The 17,626-nt window shown below is 52.2% G+C and carries 17 protein-coding genes; 3 read left to right on the forward strand and 14 right to left on the reverse strand.

Annotated elements, in window-relative coordinates; translation table 11 throughout:
- Positions 1 to 46 precede the first annotated feature (46 nt).
- From AMM03_RS07790 to AMM03_RS07855, 14 genes are all read right to left on the reverse strand, one after another.
- A complete protein-coding gene (locus AMM03_RS07790; protein WP_090130123.1) occupies positions 47 to 445 on the reverse strand; it encodes a flagellar protein FlaG in 399 nt (132 codons plus the stop codon).
- A 179-nt stretch (positions 446 to 624) separates the two neighbouring features.
- Entirely contained in the window at positions 625 to 2,421 is a 1,797-nt protein-coding gene (gene fliD, locus AMM03_RS07795; protein ID WP_090130125.1) for a flagellar filament capping protein FliD, read from the reverse strand.
- 17 nt (positions 2,422 to 2,438) lie between these two features.
- Positions 2,439 to 3,362, reverse strand: a complete 924-nt coding sequence (gene flgL / locus AMM03_RS07800; RefSeq protein ID WP_090130127.1) for a flagellar hook-associated protein FlgL — start codon at positions 3,360 to 3,362, stop codon at positions 2,439 to 2,441.
- Positions 3,363 to 3,384: 22 nt separating this feature from the next.
- Positions 3,385 to 6,156 (reverse strand): flagellar hook-associated protein FlgK, encoded by a 2,772-nt coding sequence (gene flgK, locus AMM03_RS07805; RefSeq protein WP_090130130.1) that lies wholly within the window; start codon positions 6,154 to 6,156, stop codon positions 3,385 to 3,387.
- Positions 6,153 to 6,662 carry a rod-binding protein gene (locus AMM03_RS07810; RefSeq protein ID WP_090130132.1) on the reverse strand — a complete coding sequence of 170 codons (510 nt, stop codon included), beginning with the start codon at positions 6,660 to 6,662 and terminating at the stop codon, positions 6,153 to 6,155. The genes flgK and AMM03_RS07810 overlap by 4 nt, the downstream gene beginning before the upstream one ends.
- A 50-nt stretch (positions 6,663 to 6,712) precedes the next feature.
- A complete protein-coding gene (locus tag AMM03_RS07815) occupies positions 6,713 to 7,861 on the reverse strand; it encodes a flagellar basal body P-ring protein FlgI (RefSeq protein WP_194942818.1) in 1,149 nt (382 codons plus the stop codon).
- A gap of 36 nt (positions 7,862 to 7,897) precedes the next feature.
- On the reverse strand, positions 7,898 to 8,629 hold the full coding sequence (locus tag AMM03_RS07820) for a flagellar basal body L-ring protein FlgH (RefSeq protein WP_090130134.1): 732 nt from the start codon (positions 8,627 to 8,629) through the stop codon (positions 7,898 to 7,900).
- 24 nt (positions 8,630 to 8,653) lie between these two features.
- Entirely contained in the window at positions 8,654 to 9,436 is a 783-nt protein-coding gene (flgG, locus tag AMM03_RS07825; protein ID WP_194942819.1) for a flagellar basal-body rod protein FlgG, read from the reverse strand.
- A gap of 48 nt (positions 9,437 to 9,484) precedes the next feature.
- Entirely contained in the window at positions 9,485 to 10,246 is a 762-nt protein-coding gene (locus AMM03_RS07830; RefSeq protein WP_090130136.1) for a flagellar basal body rod C-terminal domain-containing protein, read from the reverse strand.
- 35 nt (positions 10,247 to 10,281) lie between these two features.
- Positions 10,282 to 12,804, reverse strand: a complete 2,523-nt coding sequence (locus AMM03_RS07835) for a flagellar hook-basal body complex protein (protein WP_090130138.1) — start codon at positions 12,802 to 12,804, stop codon at positions 10,282 to 10,284.
- Between the two features lie 72 nt (positions 12,805 to 12,876).
- Positions 12,877 to 13,620 carry a flagellar hook assembly protein FlgD gene (locus AMM03_RS07840; protein WP_090130140.1) on the reverse strand — a complete coding sequence of 248 codons (744 nt, stop codon included), beginning with the start codon at positions 13,618 to 13,620 and terminating at the stop codon, positions 12,877 to 12,879.
- A gap of 40 nt (positions 13,621 to 13,660) precedes the next feature.
- On the reverse strand, positions 13,661 to 14,086 hold the full coding sequence (gene flgC / locus AMM03_RS07845; protein ID WP_090130142.1) for a flagellar basal body rod protein FlgC: 426 nt from the start codon (positions 14,084 to 14,086) through the stop codon (positions 13,661 to 13,663).
- 5 nt (positions 14,087 to 14,091) lie between these two features.
- On the reverse strand, positions 14,092 to 14,475 hold the full coding sequence (gene flgB, locus AMM03_RS07850; protein WP_090130144.1) for a flagellar basal body rod protein FlgB: 384 nt from the start codon (positions 14,473 to 14,475) through the stop codon (positions 14,092 to 14,094).
- 286 nt (positions 14,476 to 14,761) lie between these two features.
- Positions 14,762 to 15,967, reverse strand: a complete 1,206-nt coding sequence (locus tag AMM03_RS07855) for a LysM peptidoglycan-binding domain-containing protein (protein WP_194942820.1) — start codon at positions 15,965 to 15,967, stop codon at positions 14,762 to 14,764.
- 20 nt (positions 15,968 to 15,987) lie between these two features.
- On the opposite strand from AMM03_RS07855, the gene flgA reads away from it, so the two are divergent.
- The 3 genes from flgA to AMM03_RS07870 all read left to right on the forward strand — a co-directional run bounded on the left by flgA (position 15,988) and on the right by AMM03_RS07870 (position 17,614).
- Positions 15,988 to 16,776 (forward strand): flagellar basal body P-ring formation chaperone FlgA, encoded by a 789-nt coding sequence (flgA, locus tag AMM03_RS07860; RefSeq protein ID WP_194942821.1) that lies wholly within the window; start codon positions 15,988 to 15,990, stop codon positions 16,774 to 16,776.
- A gap of 147 nt (positions 16,777 to 16,923) precedes the next feature.
- Complete coding sequence (gene flgM / locus AMM03_RS07865) at positions 16,924 to 17,241, forward strand: flagellar biosynthesis anti-sigma factor FlgM (protein ID WP_090130149.1); 318 nt, start codon at positions 16,924 to 16,926, stop codon at positions 17,239 to 17,241.
- Positions 17,234 to 17,614: a hypothetical protein gene (locus AMM03_RS07870; RefSeq protein WP_090130151.1), complete on the forward strand. Its 381-nt coding sequence runs from the start codon at positions 17,234 to 17,236 to the stop codon at positions 17,612 to 17,614. Before flgM ends, AMM03_RS07870 begins: the two co-directional genes overlap by 8 nt.
- Positions 17,615 to 17,626: the final 12 nt, after the last annotated feature.

Raw genomic sequence — 17,626 nt, forward strand, 5'->3', positions numbered from 1 at the left:
ACTTGAGTGTGTTGATTAAAATAATGCAATGTTTTTAGCTTTCGCTTCACGCATGAGCATTTAGTAACAGGCCTTTGACCTTCTCAATGTTGTGCGCTACACGCACCACCACTTCATTGGGAATTTGCCGAACCACTTCACCGGTCTCTGCGCTACGCACAGTAACCACGGGACCGCCTACGGCCTCGTCAATCTGGAAACCCAGACCACGTTTGGTGGATGCCATTTGTTGATTGAGCATGCTCACAGCTTCTTGCAAGTTCTGCCTAACTTCTGAAGCATCAAACTTAATAGCCACTGGTTTAGGGGCTAGAACTTTGGGTGTTTCAGGAATTTGGATGGCCGAACTGCCGGGTGCTTGTGAACTTGCAGACGCAGGGGCACTCGGCCGCGCTGCTGCGACGCCGGCACCCCCTCTAGCAATATTGCTGATTTCGGAAACCATAGTTGTCCGTCCTTTTCTTCATAAGCATGCTGAACATGCCGAGTACCACCGGTCTCCTGCACTCAGAAAGTGTCAAGAGAAGTTCAGTGGTTGGTGAATCGGCAGGCCAAAGCCAAACTTGAGGACGAATTTCAAGTTTTTTGAAAAAAAATGCTTCTACAGAGGAGAAAGGGGGCTAATTATTTGTTGGTGTAGCTGGCCATCATGCCTTCAAAGGTGCTCTTCAAGCTGGTTTGCAGGCTCTTAGATTGGCCCACCATCGATTCCATGGCGGCAAATTGTTTGTTGTACCTGGCCAGCATGGCGGTCATTCGGGTATCCAAGGCCGCCAGTTCTTTTTGGTAAGAAGCTATTTTTGTGCTGAGGTTGGTGCTTTGCGTGGTCAATGCCGCACTGGTATCCAACATGGAAGTGAGTTTTTTAACGGCTTCACCTGCAGTGCCGGCCGGCAATACGCTAAACGAACTCTGATTTTCTTTGTTGGCCGTTAGCAGGGTAACCACATTGTCAAATTTGTTTTGCAAGGCGCTGTCAAGCTTGGTGGCGTCTAGTTCCAACTCACCCGTGCGGCTAATGGTGAGGCCAATGTCGCGCAAAGCAGTCAACCCACCAGCGGGCGAATTGGAATCGGCCGTAATCATGGCGCGCATTTGAGTTCGCACAGTGCTCACGATGGAATTGCCCACCAAAGTAGCACCATAAGTTTCTACAGTTGACTTGGGGTCGGCCACCACACCCAACATGGAGTTGGCATCGTTGAAGGCGGTTACCAAGGCTTGTATTTTGGTTTTAACGCCCGATGTGTCTCGAGAAAAGTCTAGGCTAGCGTTGCCAGTGGTGGTGGTAAACAACTCCAAAGTAGTGCCTGCAATAGCATCTGTCACTCGATTGGAGCTGGCGGTAATGGCCATCCCATCCACTGTGAGTGCTGCGTTTTCTGCAGCTTGAAGTTGGGTGCCAAAATTCACGTTGGCCACTGTGCCGCCGCCTGTAGCCAGGCTGGTAAGCGAGAAAGCATTGCTAGCACCTGTAGTGCCCGTAACCATAATTCTAAAAGGGGCGCTGGCATCGCCTGTGTTTACCAATTGTGCGCTCACACCTTGGTTGGCAGAATTGATGGCAGCCACAATACCCGCAGGCGTGGTGGCGGTGCTTGCAATGGCAATGCTATTTGCAAATTGAGTGGCTGTAGGGGTGGCAATGTCTGCCGCTGCATTGGCAGCAGAGGTCAGTGTTAGCACGCCGTTGTTGTTCACGCCTGATGAATAGCCAGCGGCAAAGGTGCCAGAAAATGTGCCGTAGGTGGCCAGTGCGTCGCTGTTGATGGCTGCTGCCGCTACGCCACCATTGCCCAATTGGTCAAACATTTCACCCACTTCAGAGGCTGTCAGGGCCTTGTTGGCAGTCAATGTCAAGCCATTCACCGTAACGGTGTCGCCTGTGCCCATGGCCTTGAATGTAAGGGTCGATGTAGAAGGTGTGGCGTTCACCGCAGGTGGTCCAACGCTTGCAGTGTTGCCTTGCGCAAACACTTTGGTTGGCGTGGGGTCAATGCCTTTTTTAAGGACCAAGCTAAAAGCTGCGCCGCCGTTTAACTGCGTTAGGGGAGTCGCAAAGCCAGCGCCGTTTTCTCCAGAAATATTGCGTTGTGGCTTTGCCAAGTTGGTCACGTTCACTGTGTGACTGCCCGCACTGGCTGTGGCTGTGGCTGTCACGCTAATGGCCGAAGGCTGGCTCACGCGAGGAACCACCGAGTTGAAATCGCTTTGATCTTTTAAATTGGCAAAAGCAGTTTTGAGATCACCCAATACAAACTTAATTGCCGAGTAGCCCGAAATACCCCCTTCAGATTTTTTGATTTTGGCATCGATGGCCGCTTTCCGCGGCGCCTTCTCCGCATCGACCAAGCTGGTGGCCAATGCTTTCACATCAACGCCAGAGCCGGCACCTAAAGCACTGATGGTATCTGTTGCCATGGCTCAGGTCTCTTCAATTACTTGATGTAGTTGAACAAATTCAACTGACTCACCTTGGCAAAACTGGCCTGCGCCGCTTCCAAGCTCATCATTTGCTGGTTCATTTTGGTAATGGCGCTGGCGTAGTCCAGGTCTTCAATGGAAGACAAGGTGGTCTTCAAATTCAGGGTGGTGTCTTCCAACACAGCTGTTTGCTGATCCACCACATTCAAGTTAGTACCAATTTGTGCTTGCGCTAAGCTCACGCCTTGTGTCAAGGCATCCAGCTCACCCACACCACGTCGAATGTCATCGCCCTTGGAGTTGTTCAAGCCAGAAATCAAGTCGTCGAGCACTTTGAAAAAGCCAACGCCAGTGGCTTTGCCGTTGGTGTCTGGCCGTGCCACCGGCACAAAGGCATCGGTGCCTGTGCGGTTAACGGGAATGCTGCGCTGTTCTCCCACACGCACATTCATGCGGGTTTGGTCGCCCATGTACACCGGGCTGCCATTGGCGGTTTCTACAAAGGCGGGCTGCTTCACGCGGCTGCCAGAGAACAAGTAGTTGCCGTTGCTGTCTTTGGTGTTGGCCAAGCTAAGCAGCTGGTCGCGCAAAGCTTGCATTTCTGTGCCCAAGGCTTTTCTGTCGGGCACGCTCAATGTGTCGTTGGCACCTTGCACGGCAATTTCTTTGGCCCGAACCAGCAAGTTGCTGGCGCTGTTCAGGGTTGTATCTTCCCCTTCCAGTCTGGCCTTGATGGTGTTCAAAGAGCTTTGATAGCTGTCTTGTTTGTTCAAGACCGATTTCAAACGCTGAATGGTGGCCGCTTGGTTGGGCGCATCACTGGCATTGATAATTTGTTTGCCTTGTGCCAGCTGCGCTTGGGTTTGCGTCAGCTTACTTTGGACGCCACTCATTTGGGCGGAGGCTCGGTCAAACAAAAGGCGGGTTGAAATTTTCATGATGGTTTAGCTTTCACGCACTTCAACGAACTTGCAGCACGCTGTCAAACAGCTGGCTGGCCACTTGCAAAATTTTGGCGGCGGCTTGGTAGGCTTGTTGGTAGCGCACCAGGTCTGCGGCTTCTTCGTCCAAACTCACGCCCGACACTTGGTCGCGAGCAGACAGTGCTTGGTCGTAAACCACTTGCAGTGCCGATTGCGAAATGGTGGCTTGACGGGCAATGTTGCCCATGTCGTTCACGTTGTCGATATAGGCCGCAGCGAAAGTTTTGCCACCGCCCATGACGGGTTCTGACTCTAAATCGATCAAGGCCAACATGTTTTCGTTGTTGCCGGTGCCGTCTTTGTTGCCATCAATGACAAAGATGTCACCCGCTTTAGGCGGGTTAGACAGCGAAATTTGAATGCCTTGGTAAGTGAAGGCCGGTTCAAGGTAGTTAGGGTCAAAATTGCGCGAAGCCACCACGGTGTCGGTGTTGACATCCACAATGCTGAAGTGGGTGGGCGAATCAAAGCGCACTTGCAAAGGAGCGGTTCGCAAGGCCTGCTTGGCGTCAATCGGTTTGCCGGTATAGCCGGTGGAAACTTTGGCTTCGCCAGGGCCTGTGACAAACACCAACAAATCTTCGTCGGCTGTGCCCGACAAATAAGCGCCTGTTTTGAAGCCCATTTTGGCCAAGTCGGCGGGAGCGCCGTTGGCAAAGCCAAGCTCAATGGGGGTATCGACACCGTCCACCAATGCGCGGCTGATGCTAATTTGACCACCATAAGTGATGGCTTTCAAACCCAGAGCATTGGGTGAGGCAGAGCTGTCAATGGCAATGTCTTTGCCTTCGTTGCCTGTGGTGTTGGTCAAGACCAAAGTGCCATCGCTGCCCAAATAGGCTCGCACGTCAGTGCTGCTGCTTTTGCTGTTAATGGCATCGATCAAGCCCTGCACACTGGTCAGGCCAGTGGGTACCGCTTTGATCACGGTAAAGCCGCTGGCGTTGCCACTCTTGAGTGACAAAGGCAAATCCAGTTTGAGTTGATTCACTGGAATGTGAATTTCGTTTTTGGCGCTCGCAGTAATGCCTGAAATACCTGCTGCTTGAATTTTGGTGGCAATGTCGGAGGCTTGAAGGGTGCCTGTGAGCACCGATATTTCTGGCAAGGTCACGCCATTGAGCTTAAACAAGCCGCTGGCAATGGAAGTTAAACCTGTTTGAATGCGATCGCTTTGCAAGGTGGCCGGCACAGCCACTTTGGCCAAGGTGCTGTGCTTGGTGGGGTCTGTTTCGGTGCTGTCGGCTTGCAGCACAGCGCCTACGCTGGCTTTGGCGCCATAAAACACATTGATGTCTTTGTAGCTGTTGGCGCCGTTCACATTCAAGTAGGTATCGCTGTAGCTGGCGTTGGTTGCAAAGCCATTGGCTTCTGTCAGGATCAGGCTCTGGGTGGCGGTGTCTACCTTTTTGCCAGCCAACTGGCGGCCATCGCGCGTGAAAATTTGCAACTCTTGGCCAGGGTCGGCTTCGCCCATCAGCACGCTGATGTTTTCTAAACCATTGGGGATGGTGGCCACAGCAGCTACAGGCCTAGACACAGTGGGCTTGACCGTGATGGCAGCCGACGAGCTAGGGTTGTTGACCAAAGCCAAGGTGATGTCGGGCGGGCCATTGGTAGGCTTGCCCACATACACAATGCCAGCATCGGCGCCGCCGGTGTTGTTGGGCGCTTCAATGATCCTGAACTGGGCGGCAGCAGAAACTTTGAGGGGGTCGTTCAAATTCACTTTGACGGTGCCGGCTGCCCCTACAGAGTTGGTGTCAATGGTAAACAGCTCAATGCCTGTATTGCCATAGGCATCAATGCCACTGGTGTGAATGGCATTCACTTCTTTGACAAAGTTGTTGGCCAGCGTGTCCAAAGAACTGCGGCTGCTGCCCAAGACTTGTTCTCGGAAACTCATGATGCCCGACAGTTTGCCGCCACTGATGCCAGACAGGGTGGTCGATGCGCCGTAGGGATCGAGTACCAAGCTGACTTTTTCGGGGGCCGCTGAATTGAAGTTGGTGCCCAACATGAAAGACTTCACGCCATCCACCACCACATCGCGTGTGAGGGAGGGACCTAAGCTGACGGTGACAGCACCGTTTTCTGCAAAGCCAGTCTTGATGTGCACATAACTCGAAAGATCTTTGAGCAACACGTCGCGTTGGTCGAGCAAGTCGGCAGGCTGCAGGTCGACAGACTTCTGCTTGGTCATCTGCGTGTTGACAGCCGCCAGTTGCTTGAAAATGGTGTTCATTGCATTGGCGTAGCTTTTAACGGCTTCGTCGGTTTCTTCTTGAACCAAATCCAATTGACCCGACAGTTCGCCAAAGCGGGCTGCTAAATTTTCGGAGTCGCGCAAGAAACTGCCACGCATCACAGTGGAGGCGGGGTCAGACGATAAATCACGAGCGGCATTGAAAAACTGATCGAGTGCACCACTCAAACCCATCGAGGTGCTGCCCATGATGTCAATCACGCGATTGGCATAGTTCACCATGGGCTCTTGGCTAGAGAGTTCGCTGTTGCTGTTGCGCAGGTTGGTTTCGGCAAAGGTGTCGTACTGGCGCTTGACGGTGTCCACCGTCACGCCGGTACCCAAATAAACCGTACCTACTTTGGCCACCGGGTTGGCAGCCAGCACCACTTCTTGGCGTGAGTAGCCGTCCGTCGATACGTTGGCAATGTTGTTGGACACGGTGCCCAGCGCACGTTGGTACGACTGGACCGCATTGGAGGCAACGCTAACTAAATCGGTCATGAGCCACTCCCGCTAATGGGTTTGGCTGGCAAATTCAGCGGAAACATTTGTGGCTTGGGCAAGGCAAAGCCATTTTGTTTGGGCAATAGCTTGTCCAAAGGCATGCCCAACTGAACGGGGTTCAGAGGCATAGGCTTGGCGGTAAAAGCGGCAGGATCTTGCCGCTGTTTCAAAATTTCTGCCGTTGTGGCAACGTTGGCTTGTTGCTGTTCTAAGTTTTTAACCAGCATGTCGGCCAGGCCCATGCTGTTCTTTTTGGCCAACTGCACAGACACTTCTTTGTCGAACATGCCCTCAAAGGTTTCCATGGTGTTGGACTCAGACAATTCGCTCTTCACAATGGATTCGCGCATGGACTTCATCATCATCTGCAGGAACAAAGCCTCAAATTGCTGGGCTGTTTCTCTGATGGCGCCCTTAGCGTCTTGACGCGCCTGTCCCTTGAGCTGACCTAGACCATCAAAGTCGAGGTAAGAGCTGGTGGTGGAATTGTTAAGGGCGTCCATGATGGTTTAACAGCAAGTGTTGTGCCAGTGATGTTCGAAGCGATTGCCGCTTAGATCACAATCAGTTCGGCACGCAAGCTGCCAGATGTTTTGAGGGCTTCCAAGATGGCAATCAAGGAAGAGGGGGATGCGCCCACTTGGTTGACGGCATCCACAATTTGTCGCAAATCAACACCGGGCTGGAACAAGAACATGGGCTTGTTGGGCTCGCTGACTTTCACTTCGGCGTTTTGAACCGCAGCTGTTTGGCCTTGGCTGAAGGGACCAGGCTGAGAAATTTCGTTGGTGGCCGCAATCGATACAGAGATGGTGCCGTGTGTCACAGCCGCAGCACTGACCCGCACATTGCGGCTAATGACCACGGTACCTGTCTTGGCATTGACCACCACCCGAGCAGTAGGCTCGCCGGGCATGACGTCCATGTTTTCAACCATGCTCATGAAGGCCACGCGCTGGGTTAAATCTTGCGGGGCTTGTAACGTAATAGACACACCATCCAAAGCACGGGCCACATCGGCGCCAAAGCGGCCATTGATGGCGCTCACAATGGCGTTGGTGGTGGTGAAGTCGCTTTCGCGAACATTCAAAACAATGCGGTCTGCTTTGTCAAAGGGGTTGTCCACAATGCGCTCAACGGTGGCGCCGCTTGGAATGCGGGCTGCTGTGGGCACGCCAATGGCCACCTTAGAGCCAGCAGCTGCTGCATCGATGCCGGTGGCTGTCAATGCGCCTTGTGCCAAAGCATAAATTTCGCCATCGACACCGCGCAAGCTGCTCAGCAGCAAGGTGCCGCCGCGCAAGTTACTGGCCTTGCCAATGGCGGATACGGTAATGTCAATTTTTTGACCGGGCTTGGCAAAGCCAGGAAGCTCTGCTGTGACCATGACGGCGGCCACGTTTTTGATATCGAGCTTGCCGGAGCTGGAAGCTGTTTCAAAGTCAGACAAAGGCCCTTCCATGCTGACACCCAAACGGTTTAACAAGGTCTTCATGCTTTGTGCGGTGAACGATACGTCAGCACCATCACCTGTCCCTTGTAAACCCACCACCAAGCCATAACCAATGAGTTGGTTAGAGCGCATGGCGGCCACTGTGGTCAGGTCTTTGATGCGATCGGCCATGACACTGGTGCAGCTCAAGGACAGCACCGTGAGCATGACGAGCCAAGGTGACTTGCAAATTTGAATGAGTTTGTTCATGACAATCTTTGTGCGTGATGTTCTAAACAATGCTGCTTAGAAGGGCCAGAGTTTGAGCAGAGCACTGGTGCCCCAGCCAGCGCGAGTGGCGTTGGCCAAGTCGCCCGTACCGCGATATGCAATTTGGGCATTGGCCAAGCGGCGCGATTGAACGGTGTTGTTGGGTGCGACGTCTTCAGGACGGATGATGCCGGCCACTTGAATGACTTCGGTGCCTTCAGTCAAGGCCAGTTGTTTTTCGCCGCGCAAGACCAAGTTGCCATTAGGCATGACTTCGACCACCGCCACTGCCACAGAGCCGTTCAGGCTGGCTTGTTGATCGGCTGCGCCGGTGCCCTTGTTGGACACAGAGCCGCCGGTCATGTTGATGCCTTTCATGAGACCGCCCAGACCAGCACCATAGGCTTGCAACCCTGCGGGCGCAAGGGTGTTGGAAGAGTCGCGTGTGATCGTGCCGTTTTGTGTGCGAGCGGCTTGTGTCGACTCGTTTAGCAACACCGTAATGACGTCGCCGACTTGGAAGTTGCGGCCTTTGCCAAACCAGCTGTCACTTTGACGGCCAACATAGATGGCGCCAGTGGCCAGGGTGTCGCGAGCTGTAGGTACCGGGTACACAGGCTCAAATTGAGGGGAGTGTGTCAGGGCTTGGGGTGGCAATACATTGGTGCAAGCAGTAAGGCTGGCAGCCGCTAAAGCAGCACCACACCATGCGGCACCGCGAATGCAAGCAGTGCGAAACTTAGAAGCGGAACTTGTCAGCTGGTTCATGATGATTTGCCTTAAAGCCTTAAATTACAGGTTGTTGTTGATGAACTTCAACATGCCGTCAACTGCAGAGATGGCTTTGGAGTTAATTTCGTAAGCACGCTGGGTTTCAATCATGTTGACCATTTCTTCCACCACGTTCACGTTGGAAGCTTCCAACGTACCCTGCATCAAGCTGCCTGCGCCAGCCACGCCAGGTTGCAACACTTGCGGTGCGCCTGAAGAGGGCGACTCTTTCATCAGGTTTTGGCCTTTGGATTGCAAACCACTTGGATTGACAAAACGTGCCAACTGAATTTGGCCAATGATCTGTGAGCCACCTGCAGCCAATTCGATCGACACCGTGCCATCGCGACCAAAAGTCACGCTGGAAGCGGTGTTGGGAACTGTGATGGCGGGTTGCAACAAGGCACCGTTGGCCGTCACAATTTGACCGCTGTTGGAGAGCTTGAAATTGCCGTCGCGGGTGTAGGCAATGGTGCCATCGGGTTGAGCAATTTGAAAGAAGCCTTCACCCGCAATGGCCAAGTCCAAAGGATTTTGGGAGTTGACCATATTGCCTTGGGCGTGTTGCTTTTCAGTGGCAACAATGCGCACACCGGTACCCAGCATCAAACCCGTAGGGGCCTGTGTGTTGGCGCCTGTTTGGCCACCCGCTTGGCGAATGTTTTGATAAAGCAAATCTTCAAACACGGCGCGGTCGCGCTTGAAGCCTGTTGTGTTGACGTTGGCCAAGTTATTGGAAATAACGTTCATGCGCGTTTGCTGCGCGTCCAAGCCAGTTTTGGCAACCCACATGCTAGCGTCCATGGCAAGCTCCTTTTGTGTTTGGTTATTTGTTAAAAATACTCGGCGTTATCAGGAAGCGCGCATCATGCTGCCGCCCGACTCGTCAACGTCTTTACTTTGTTTGATCACGTTCACTTGCATTTCAAATGTCCGGCTCTGGTCCATCAACTTCACCATCACTTCCATGGCGTTGACGTTGGAGCCTTCAAGTGTTTGGGGTGACAAGGTGGTCAATTTGCCTGTGACGGGAATGTCTTCGTTGGGCTTGCCTACAATTCGGTACAAGCTGTCTTCGCGACGCTCCAAGTTCACTTCGCTGGCATCGCGCAACAAAATTCGGTCAATCAAGACTGGTGCCGCTACTTCAGCTTGACCTGGGTTTGTCGCATAAATAGAACCGTCTTTGGCAATGTCAATTAAAAAACCAGGCGGAATGGTGATGGCCCCTCCGTTTTGACCGCGAACAATCGCACCGTTTCCTGTTTCCAAGACACCAGTACCACTCAGTTTTAAATCGCCGCGACGTGTAAACGCCAATTCCCCATTCGGTGCTGTGACGCCCATTACGGCCTGATCGTCCATGGCCACATCCAAGTTGCGACCCGTTTTCATGATCACGCCAGGCTTCATGTTGATGTTGTCGCTTGAAAACGCTTGCGGTTGTAGTCGAGATTCAAAACCGGCGCCTTGAACCTTCAAGGTCATCATGGCCGACTCAAAGCTTCGCTTAAAACCAGGCGTTGCCACGTTGGCCAGCTCATTGGTTGTCATCTGGCGGCCGGTCCGCATTTCATTGATGGCAGCCGCGGCGTTAAAGGCTAAACGATCCATTTTGGTGTCCTGGTGTTAAGTCAGTTGAGCGTTGTTTATGAACGCAAGTTAATGATGGCCGACGTCATCGTGCTGGACGTTTCAATGGCTTTGGCATTGGCTTGGAAGTTACGTTGTGCGGTAATCAAGTCCACCAATTCTTGTGTCAAGTCCACGTTGGCTCGTTCTGTTGCACCAGCACGCAAGGTACCGAAACCAGCCGAACCTGGTGTACCCAGAATAGGTTTGCCAGAAGCCGCAGAAGCCAAGAAGCTAGAGTCACCAATCTGACGCAAACCCACGGGGCTTGAGAAGTTGGCTAGCAAAATTTTGGCCAAAGATTTTTGTGAGCCGTTGGAGAATGAAGCACTCACCAAGCCGTCGTTACCGATGGTCACGCCCACCAAGTCACCCTCTGGGGCGCCGTCTTGAGACTGTGACAACACAGCAAACGCTGAAGAGTACTGAGTAGAGGCTGAGTAATCGATGTTAATTTTCAAAGCACCTTTACCACCCGCTAAGTAAACAGTTTCCAACTGCGTACCTTCGATAGGTGACACCAAATTACCACCGGTGTCAAAGGTCAGCTCGCCCTTGTCCAAGTAAACAGGTGACCAGGCGGGCAGACCTACATAACCGTCGGTGCTGGTGGTCTCATTGCCTTGCGCATCGATGTACTTAGGTTGTGGTGTGCCATTGACGTAATCAATGTGCTGTGTAGGTTGAATCCAGCTGGAAGTTTCGCCACGACCGGCTTCAACAGCTGACAAGCCCCAAATAGGTTCGCCAGAAATTTTGATGAACGAATCAGCGCCTGTGGTGCCGCTTGTGAATTTGAACGCCTTATTGGTAGTGTCAAATTCAACTTTCACACCATTGATTTCTTTGGGTGTGAGGCCGTCAGTACGCACTTCTTGAATGCCATTAATTTTGTCTTGCAAGGCTTGTGTGAATTCAGCCAAAGAATATTCACGAACATCCAATGTCACTGTAGCTTTGATGCCGTCGACCGTCACAATGAATTTGTTGTTGGTTGCATCAACACTGAAGTTGGTGGCTGTATTCACTGTAGGCGTTGAGCCGTAAGTGATGGCAGGTGTAGAAGGAATACCGCGCGTGGCAACTGTTTCTGTACCGACGGTATCTGCTTTCAAGCCCAAAGCTGTTGCAGCGCCAGCGCTGACTGCTGAGAGCGTAATGCTGGAAGTGTCACCTGTGGTTCCTGACTCCAAGTAGAACTGTTTGTTCACCGCATCAAAGCCCACTTTCATGCCGTAGCGTTGATTGGCGGCTGGACTCACAACGGTGGTCACCACACTGCCTGTTGTGGCTGGTGTGCTTCCGCTGGCAGCTGTTGGTAAAGTGGTCACAACAGTTGTTGTAACGCTTCCTACTGTGGTCACAACGGTGCCAGCTGTGGCATTGGAGGCTGGCAATGCTGTTGAGGTTGTGGTGGCGGTACCTCTAGACAAACCAAACTTGCTGATCAATTGGTTGGTCGCTTCTTGTGCGATTAAATCGCCAGTGATTCTGGTGCCGGCAGGCAGCGAGGCCAACTTGGTCAAATCAACGGTGACAGGTGAGCCACTGCCATCGACGTCAACTGTGAATGCGTTCGCCGTCAAAATAGGGGTTAACTTTGAGTCACCTACGGTCAGGCCAGCAACCCAGTCGTAGCTGTTTGCACCTGACTCGGGAACAATGTTGCCAGTGGTGGTGGCTGCCACAGACGTTTTCTTGGCAGTCAACTCATCCAATGAAAACAGTTGTGTTTTGGCTGTGGTTAATTCATCTTTAACTTCGCTGTAAGGCTTGGTTTGACCATATTGGTTAACGTAAATTTTTTCGTTATTGGCATCGGTCGCTTGCACCAATGACGCATTAACCTGATCTTCTCCCACGAACACGTTGGTCTGCCATTTGTTGTACGGTACGTTCTGGTTCGCATTCGATGTCTTGGTGTAATAAATAGTGGCCAAGTAACCGTTACCACCATTGTCATAAACCGTGAAGGCGGTTGATTTGTTGTAGGTGGCGGGGTTCGAGCGGTTGAAGGGCTCGGTAATCACGGCCGCATCAGCTGGGAAGTTCAAACCCAAAGACACCAAAGAAGTTTGCTTGGCATCACCCGATGTTTTTTGTGGAATGGTCAACACCACACGTTCATTGACGTTCGCAGAACCGGTCGAGTCAACGGTCGCCGCCATCAAACGCTGACCTGAAGAGTTCACCACGTTAAATTGTTCGTTCAGCAAGAAAGAACCGTTACGTGTGTAGAGTTCTTGCAAGCCGTCAGCTGAGCGCATTGGGAAGAAACCGTCACCGGTCACTGCCAAGTCCAGCGCATTGGACGAGAAAGAAATATTACCCTGTGAGAATTCCTGTGACACTTGTTTCAGTGACACACCCTGACCCACTGTAGAAGAAGCTTTTTGCAGTGGTGATGTGGCAAAAATGTCACCGAAGTCAGCGCGTGAACGCTTGAAACCAGTGGTACCCACGTTGGAGATGTTGTTACTGGTCACGCCCAACATGGCGGTGGCAGCATTCAGTCCGGTTAGCGAGGTATAGAAAGACATGGTAGGTAACTCCTAGGTTTGAGTTGGGTCTTGTGAAAAGATTTAAATATTCTGTAAATTCAATGTCAGCACTTAAGAGCCAATGCGTTGAACATCGATCAGCTTGACGGACTTGCCACCGGCTACTTCTAGCAAGATGGTTTTGTCGGCCTGTTGATTCACGCCGGTGACTGTGGACAAAACATTTACAACGGGGGTGGTGGTTTTGCCTTGGCTGGTCACTGAAGCTTTGAAGGTGTAGGCGCCATCAGGTACCTTGTTACCCGTGGAGCTGGTGCCATCCCAATAGAAGGGCATGTCGCCAATGCTTTGAGCGCCCATGACTTGGCTGGTGACCAACTGACCTTTGTCGTTGAACACTTCCAACTTCACGCCTTCGGCGCCAGTAGGCAAGCTCACAAAACCTTGTGCGGGGCGACCGCCTTGAGAAATGATGGCGGGGGCGCCAGGGGCTGCCACTGTTTTGCCAATCATGCTGGTGCTGCTCATCATGCGTTCGCCAGCCATGCTGTCGACATAAGCTTTCAGTGTGTCGGCCATGCCGGTGGTGGCTTCCAGTTGAGAGAACTGCGCCAGCTGTGCCACGAAGGCCTCGTTTTTCACGGGGTCCAATGGATCTTGGCATTTCAACTGTGTGGTGAACAAGGTCAAAAAGTCTTTTTGACCCATGCCGCTTGAAGTATCTGACTTGGCCGTCAAAGCTTCTTGTGCAGCTTGTGTCGTGGTTTTGATGCCGGCGGGGGCGTTGATTGTTTTGCCTGAATTGACCGCGTTGGCCGCTGCATTCAATCCGGTGTTGTTGGCTGATAAGAACATAATGGAAGTTTCCTGATCGTTGATTTGTGTTTTTTACAAATCAAGTTTTGATGATGTCGATGGTGCGCATCAACATCTGACGCGTGGTGTTCACCACTTCCACATTGTTTTGGTAGGAGCGAGCCGCGGCCATCATTTCAACCATTTCGGTCATCTCGTTGACGTTGGCCAAATACACATAGCCATCTTTGTCGGCCATAGGGTTGCCAGGCTCTTGCATTTTTCGAATGGGCGCTGTGTCGTCCATGATTTTTTCAACACGCACACCGCCTGCATAACCTTGTTCATGGGCCTTTTGTTGGCCTTCCATGATGGTCTTGAACAAAGGGCGCTTGCCACGGAAAGCTTCAGCTTCGTTGCCGGTCACTGTGCCCGCGTTGGCCAAGTTGGAGGCGGTGGTGTTCATGCGGGTGGTTTGCGCATTGAGCGCAGAACCAGCGATGTTAAATATGCGATCAAGTGACATGGTTATTAATCTCCACGCAAGGCACGACGAATACCGCTGACGCGATTTTCAAGAATGTTCAAAGTGGTTTGGTAGTCGGCTGCAATCTGACCAAACTTGGCTTGTTCCACGTTCAATTCAACGGTGTTACCGTCGAAGGCCGCATTGAAGGGCACACGAAACTTCTCACCAGCTTCGTTCTCTTCCATCGGTATGGCCATGTGTGAGCGGCTGGTGGTGTTCAACGCGTCTTCACGCGTTTGTTTAAGGACCGATCTGAAATCAATGTCCTTGGCTTTGTAGTGAGGGGTGTCGGCATTGGCAATGTTGCGCGCGAGCACTTCCATGCGCTTGCTGCGCAATCCCAAGGCTTGAGCGTGTACACCCAGAGCGTTGTCAATCATGTTCATGATGTGGCTTCCTTCGCGTTCATAAAATTGCCGGTTTACCGACAGCCCGAAGAATTAAAGTTCTCCGCAATGACTTCGATTGCAAGAGCCGTGCCATGCTTTTCTTGCCGTTTTTCGATGGGTTTTTGACGGGCAAGTGACTTGATTTGTCAGGCGAGACAAGGGTTTAGGCGTGGGCCTTGAAAGCATTTGTACGCAAATAGAAAAGCGGCAAACCCTTGCCGCTTTCTATGAATGCGAATTTCAAAGACACCAAGCAGCCTTGAACGTGGCGCAAAGAATCAAATCAGCGAAGCCAAACTTTGGGCGCTTCGAGTGCGTCGTAATCGGCTGCCTTTTGAACTTGCAAACGAGCCCGTGCGGCTGCATTGGCTGTCGGGTCTTGAGCTGGATTCAGGGCTTGGTTGATCGCGTTGCTAACAGCGTTGTTGCTCTGTGCGCCAGGCTGGTTGTGCTTGAAACTGCTGAAACCCAAACGATCAACCGCGTTTTGCATCAAACCTTGCGTAATTGAAGCGCGTGTCATGGGCGCTTGTGGGTCACGGCCTTCGTACAAGTACTTGGCTTGCTTGCCTGGAATGCCCAAAGGTTCTTCAGGACGCTTTTCGCCGCGCGCAGCGGGATGTAAAACGGCCAAGTAGAGTTCGTCTAAGGGAACAGGACTCTCTTTTTTAAGGCCCGCCTTCTCAAAGTAGGTATCCACCAAGTGCAGTTGTTGATAAACACTCAAGCCCAATATTTGCTTGGGTGCTTTGCCAAAGCCCACCTCGGCGGCGCCGCGGGCAGGGCCATCGCAAAATTGAATGATGCCGTGGCATCGATTATTGGACGCTTGTGGGTTCATGCCGTCGCTTTCCATCAGGGTTAAGCGGGCAAAGTCATCGGGCGAAAAATTGTGTTTGTTGGCAACTTGCAAGACTTTGTTGTAGACATCTTGTTTTTCAACTTTTGGGATAAAGCCTCTTGAGACGGCACGGTCCAAAGTTTGGCTGAGCACTGGATGCGCTACAGCGTTGATGTAGGTGCCTTTTGGCAATCCAGAAACGGTACTCGCTTTGGGGTTGGCCACCCCTGTGGCCGTGGCTGACTGGCTCGGTTGACCTGTTTGGGTCGTTAGGCCATTGGCGGATGAATTGTGGCTGGCCAAGTTGTTGGGCTGAGTTTGTCCAGCCTGCCACGACGCCAACATGTTCTGCATTTGAAGTCGTTGGCCCGGGAAAATGGCGTTTGGATTTTTGATGCCGCTGTCGGCTGCCAAAGCTTGGGTCCATCTAAACTCTTCTGAGGGGCTTAATTTGACACCTTGTTGCTGGGCTTGCTCGCGGACGATGCTGGTTAATGTCTCGCCTGACTGAATAATTTTGACTTGAGCTGGCAATGCTTGGTCAATGGCTTTGTCCATGGCCTGCGCAAAACCTGGGCGCGACAAAGCCACCGTGGTGGTGGGCGCCTTGCCTAAATTGGCATTGGGTAAATTTGACTCAACTCTCATGGTGGTGGCATCTTTATTGCATGAACTACGTTATGTTCAATCCAAGTGTCAAAACATCTACACCTGCCCAAGCCTTGATGCAAATCCTGTGCCTGACGGTTTTTTGGCTGTTCTTGCTGGCCTCGCCCCTGAGCGGCCAGGCACAATCGGCCAATTCACCCACCGAGAGCATGGCTTTGCAGGTGCGTCAATGGCTGTCTGCAAGCCACGGAGTGACCGCCAAAGAGGTGGTCATTGCCCCCTTAGACGATCGATTGAAAGTTCAGTCCTGCCAAAAACCTTTGTTGGTAGACCATCCGTTTTCGTCTAAAGAGACGGTTCGGGTGCGTTGCCCAGACCCTGTTTGGCAACTCTATTTACAAGTGACATTGCCAAGTGGCGGGGCAGTTAACCCTGCAAATGCAGCCAAGAACCCTGCTTCAGGCGGGAAAACGATGGTCATTGCCAAGCGGCTCTTACAAAGAGGCGCTATTTTGCAAGCCGATATGCTGGAAGAGGTTCAAGCTTCCCCTGGCAATGCCGATACCCAATTACTGAGTACTTTGAAGGATGCCCAACAGGCAGAACTCACCAGGGACATTGCCGCTGGGCAGCCTTTGAGAATTTCCGATATTCGGCGTGCCGTCATGGTCAAACAAGGCCAATCGGTGATGCTGACGGTGGGTGAGAAGGCCAATTTTCAGATATCTGTCAGGATGGAAGCCATGCAAGATGGCCGAATGGGAGAGCAAGTGAAGCTCAAAAACCCAGATTCAGGCAAGCAGGTTTCGGGCATCGTGACAGGGCCCAATTCGGCCAAAGGCCTCTGAGGTGCGCAAAATGTGCTGTTTTTTGCCACAAAACCTCAAATATTTCCAAAAAATGATTCAAGTTCTAGAATCTACTGTCGATACTGAGCATGTCCAACCCCCTAAAGTGTGGGTTGATGTGCGAAAGAACCAGAAAGTGAGTCAGCTATGACCGATGCAATTTCAAATTATGGACAGCGCGCCCAGTCGGACGCGTCGCTGCGCAGCGCATTGGATAAAGTGAACCGTAAAAGTGGCTCTAGCAGTGCGCCTGCCGAAACGGCCGCTCCTACTGTCAGTGCCAAAGCACCTGGCCCCGATGAATTGCGCTTGAGCAATGTGGCGGCGCGTGCCATGGCCGAACCCGATTTTGACCGTGTCAAAGTAGAGTCGATCAAGCAAGCCATTCAAGACGGTCAGTATCCTTTGAACCCCCGCAAAATTGCCGAGAGTTTCCACGCCATCGAGCAAATGATTCGTGAGTGAGCAGGCACTATCAGTTTCTGATCAGCTGGTCCAGCTGTTGGCTTTAGAGTTCGAAGCACTCAAGAGCCAAGATCTGGACCGGTTCGAATCATTGCAGCCTGGAAAAAATGTTTTGTTGGCACAGTTGGCTGAACTGTGCCCATCCTCTGAAGATCTTCAACAATTACCCGAGTGGGAAGCGCTGCGCGAGAAACTCATTGAATGCCGTGACTTGCACAGGCGCAATGCGGTTCTCATTGAACGCAAACTCGACACCATTCGCGGCGCACTTCACAGTTTGCGTGTGGGCGATTCTGGTAGCCCCGTTGAGGTGTATGACCGTCTGGGTCAAGTGGCGCGCTTTAGCCGCGGCCGTGGTTACCAAGAAGTTTGATTGTCCACTTGG

Source organism: Limnohabitans sp. Rim11 (genome assembly GCF_001269365.1).
In the GTDB taxonomy this organism is placed as follows: Bacteria; Pseudomonadota; Gammaproteobacteria; order Burkholderiales; family Burkholderiaceae_C; genus Limnohabitans_A.

Bases quoted from the DNA above. Each gene is read 5' to 3' on its own strand.
- AMM03_RS07790 (WP_090130123.1), bottom strand. From the start codon at position 445: ATGGTTTCCGAAATCAGCAATATTGCTAGAGGGGGTGCCGGCGTCGCA.
- fliD (WP_090130125.1), bottom strand. From the start codon at position 2,421: ATGGCAACAGATACCATCAGTGCTTTAGGTGCCGGCTCTGGCGTTGAT.
- flgL (WP_090130127.1), bottom strand. From the start codon at position 3,362: ATGAAAATTTCAACCCGCCTTTTGTTTGACCGAGCCTCCGCCCAAATG.
- flgK (WP_090130130.1), bottom strand. From the start codon at position 6,156: ATGACCGATTTAGTTAGCGTTGCCTCCAATGCGGTCCAGTCGTACCAA.
- AMM03_RS07810 (WP_090130132.1), bottom strand. From the start codon at position 6,662: ATGGACGCCCTTAACAATTCCACCACCAGCTCTTACCTCGACTTTGAT.
- AMM03_RS07815 (WP_194942818.1), bottom strand. From the start codon at position 7,861: ATGAACAAACTCATTCAAATTTGCAAGTCACCTTGGCTCGTCATGCTC.
- AMM03_RS07820 (WP_090130134.1), bottom strand. From the start codon at position 8,629: ATGAACCAGCTGACAAGTTCCGCTTCTAAGTTTCGCACTGCTTGCATT.
- flgG (WP_194942819.1), bottom strand. From the start codon at position 9,436: ATGGACGCTAGCATGTGGGTTGCCAAAACTGGCTTGGACGCGCAGCAA.
- AMM03_RS07830 (WP_090130136.1), bottom strand. From the start codon at position 10,246: ATGGATCGTTTAGCCTTTAACGCCGCGGCTGCCATCAATGAAATGCGG.
- AMM03_RS07835 (WP_090130138.1), bottom strand. From the start codon at position 12,804: ATGTCTTTCTATACCTCGCTAACCGGACTGAATGCTGCCACCGCCATG.
- AMM03_RS07840 (WP_090130140.1), bottom strand. From the start codon at position 13,620: ATGTTCTTATCAGCCAACAACACCGGATTGAATGCAGCGGCCAACGCG.
- flgC (WP_090130142.1), bottom strand. From the start codon at position 14,086: ATGTCACTTGATCGCATATTTAACATCGCTGGTTCTGCGCTCAATGCG.
- flgB (WP_090130144.1), bottom strand. From the start codon at position 14,475: ATGAACATGATTGACAACGCTCTGGGTGTACACGCTCAAGCCTTGGGA.
- AMM03_RS07855 (WP_194942820.1), bottom strand. From the start codon at position 15,967: ATGAGAGTTGAGTCAAATTTACCCAATGCCAATTTAGGCAAGGCGCCC.
- flgA (WP_194942821.1), top strand. From the start codon at position 15,988: ATGAACTACGTTATGTTCAATCCAAGTGTCAAAACATCTACACCTGCC.
- flgM (WP_090130149.1), top strand. From the start codon at position 16,924: ATGACCGATGCAATTTCAAATTATGGACAGCGCGCCCAGTCGGACGCG.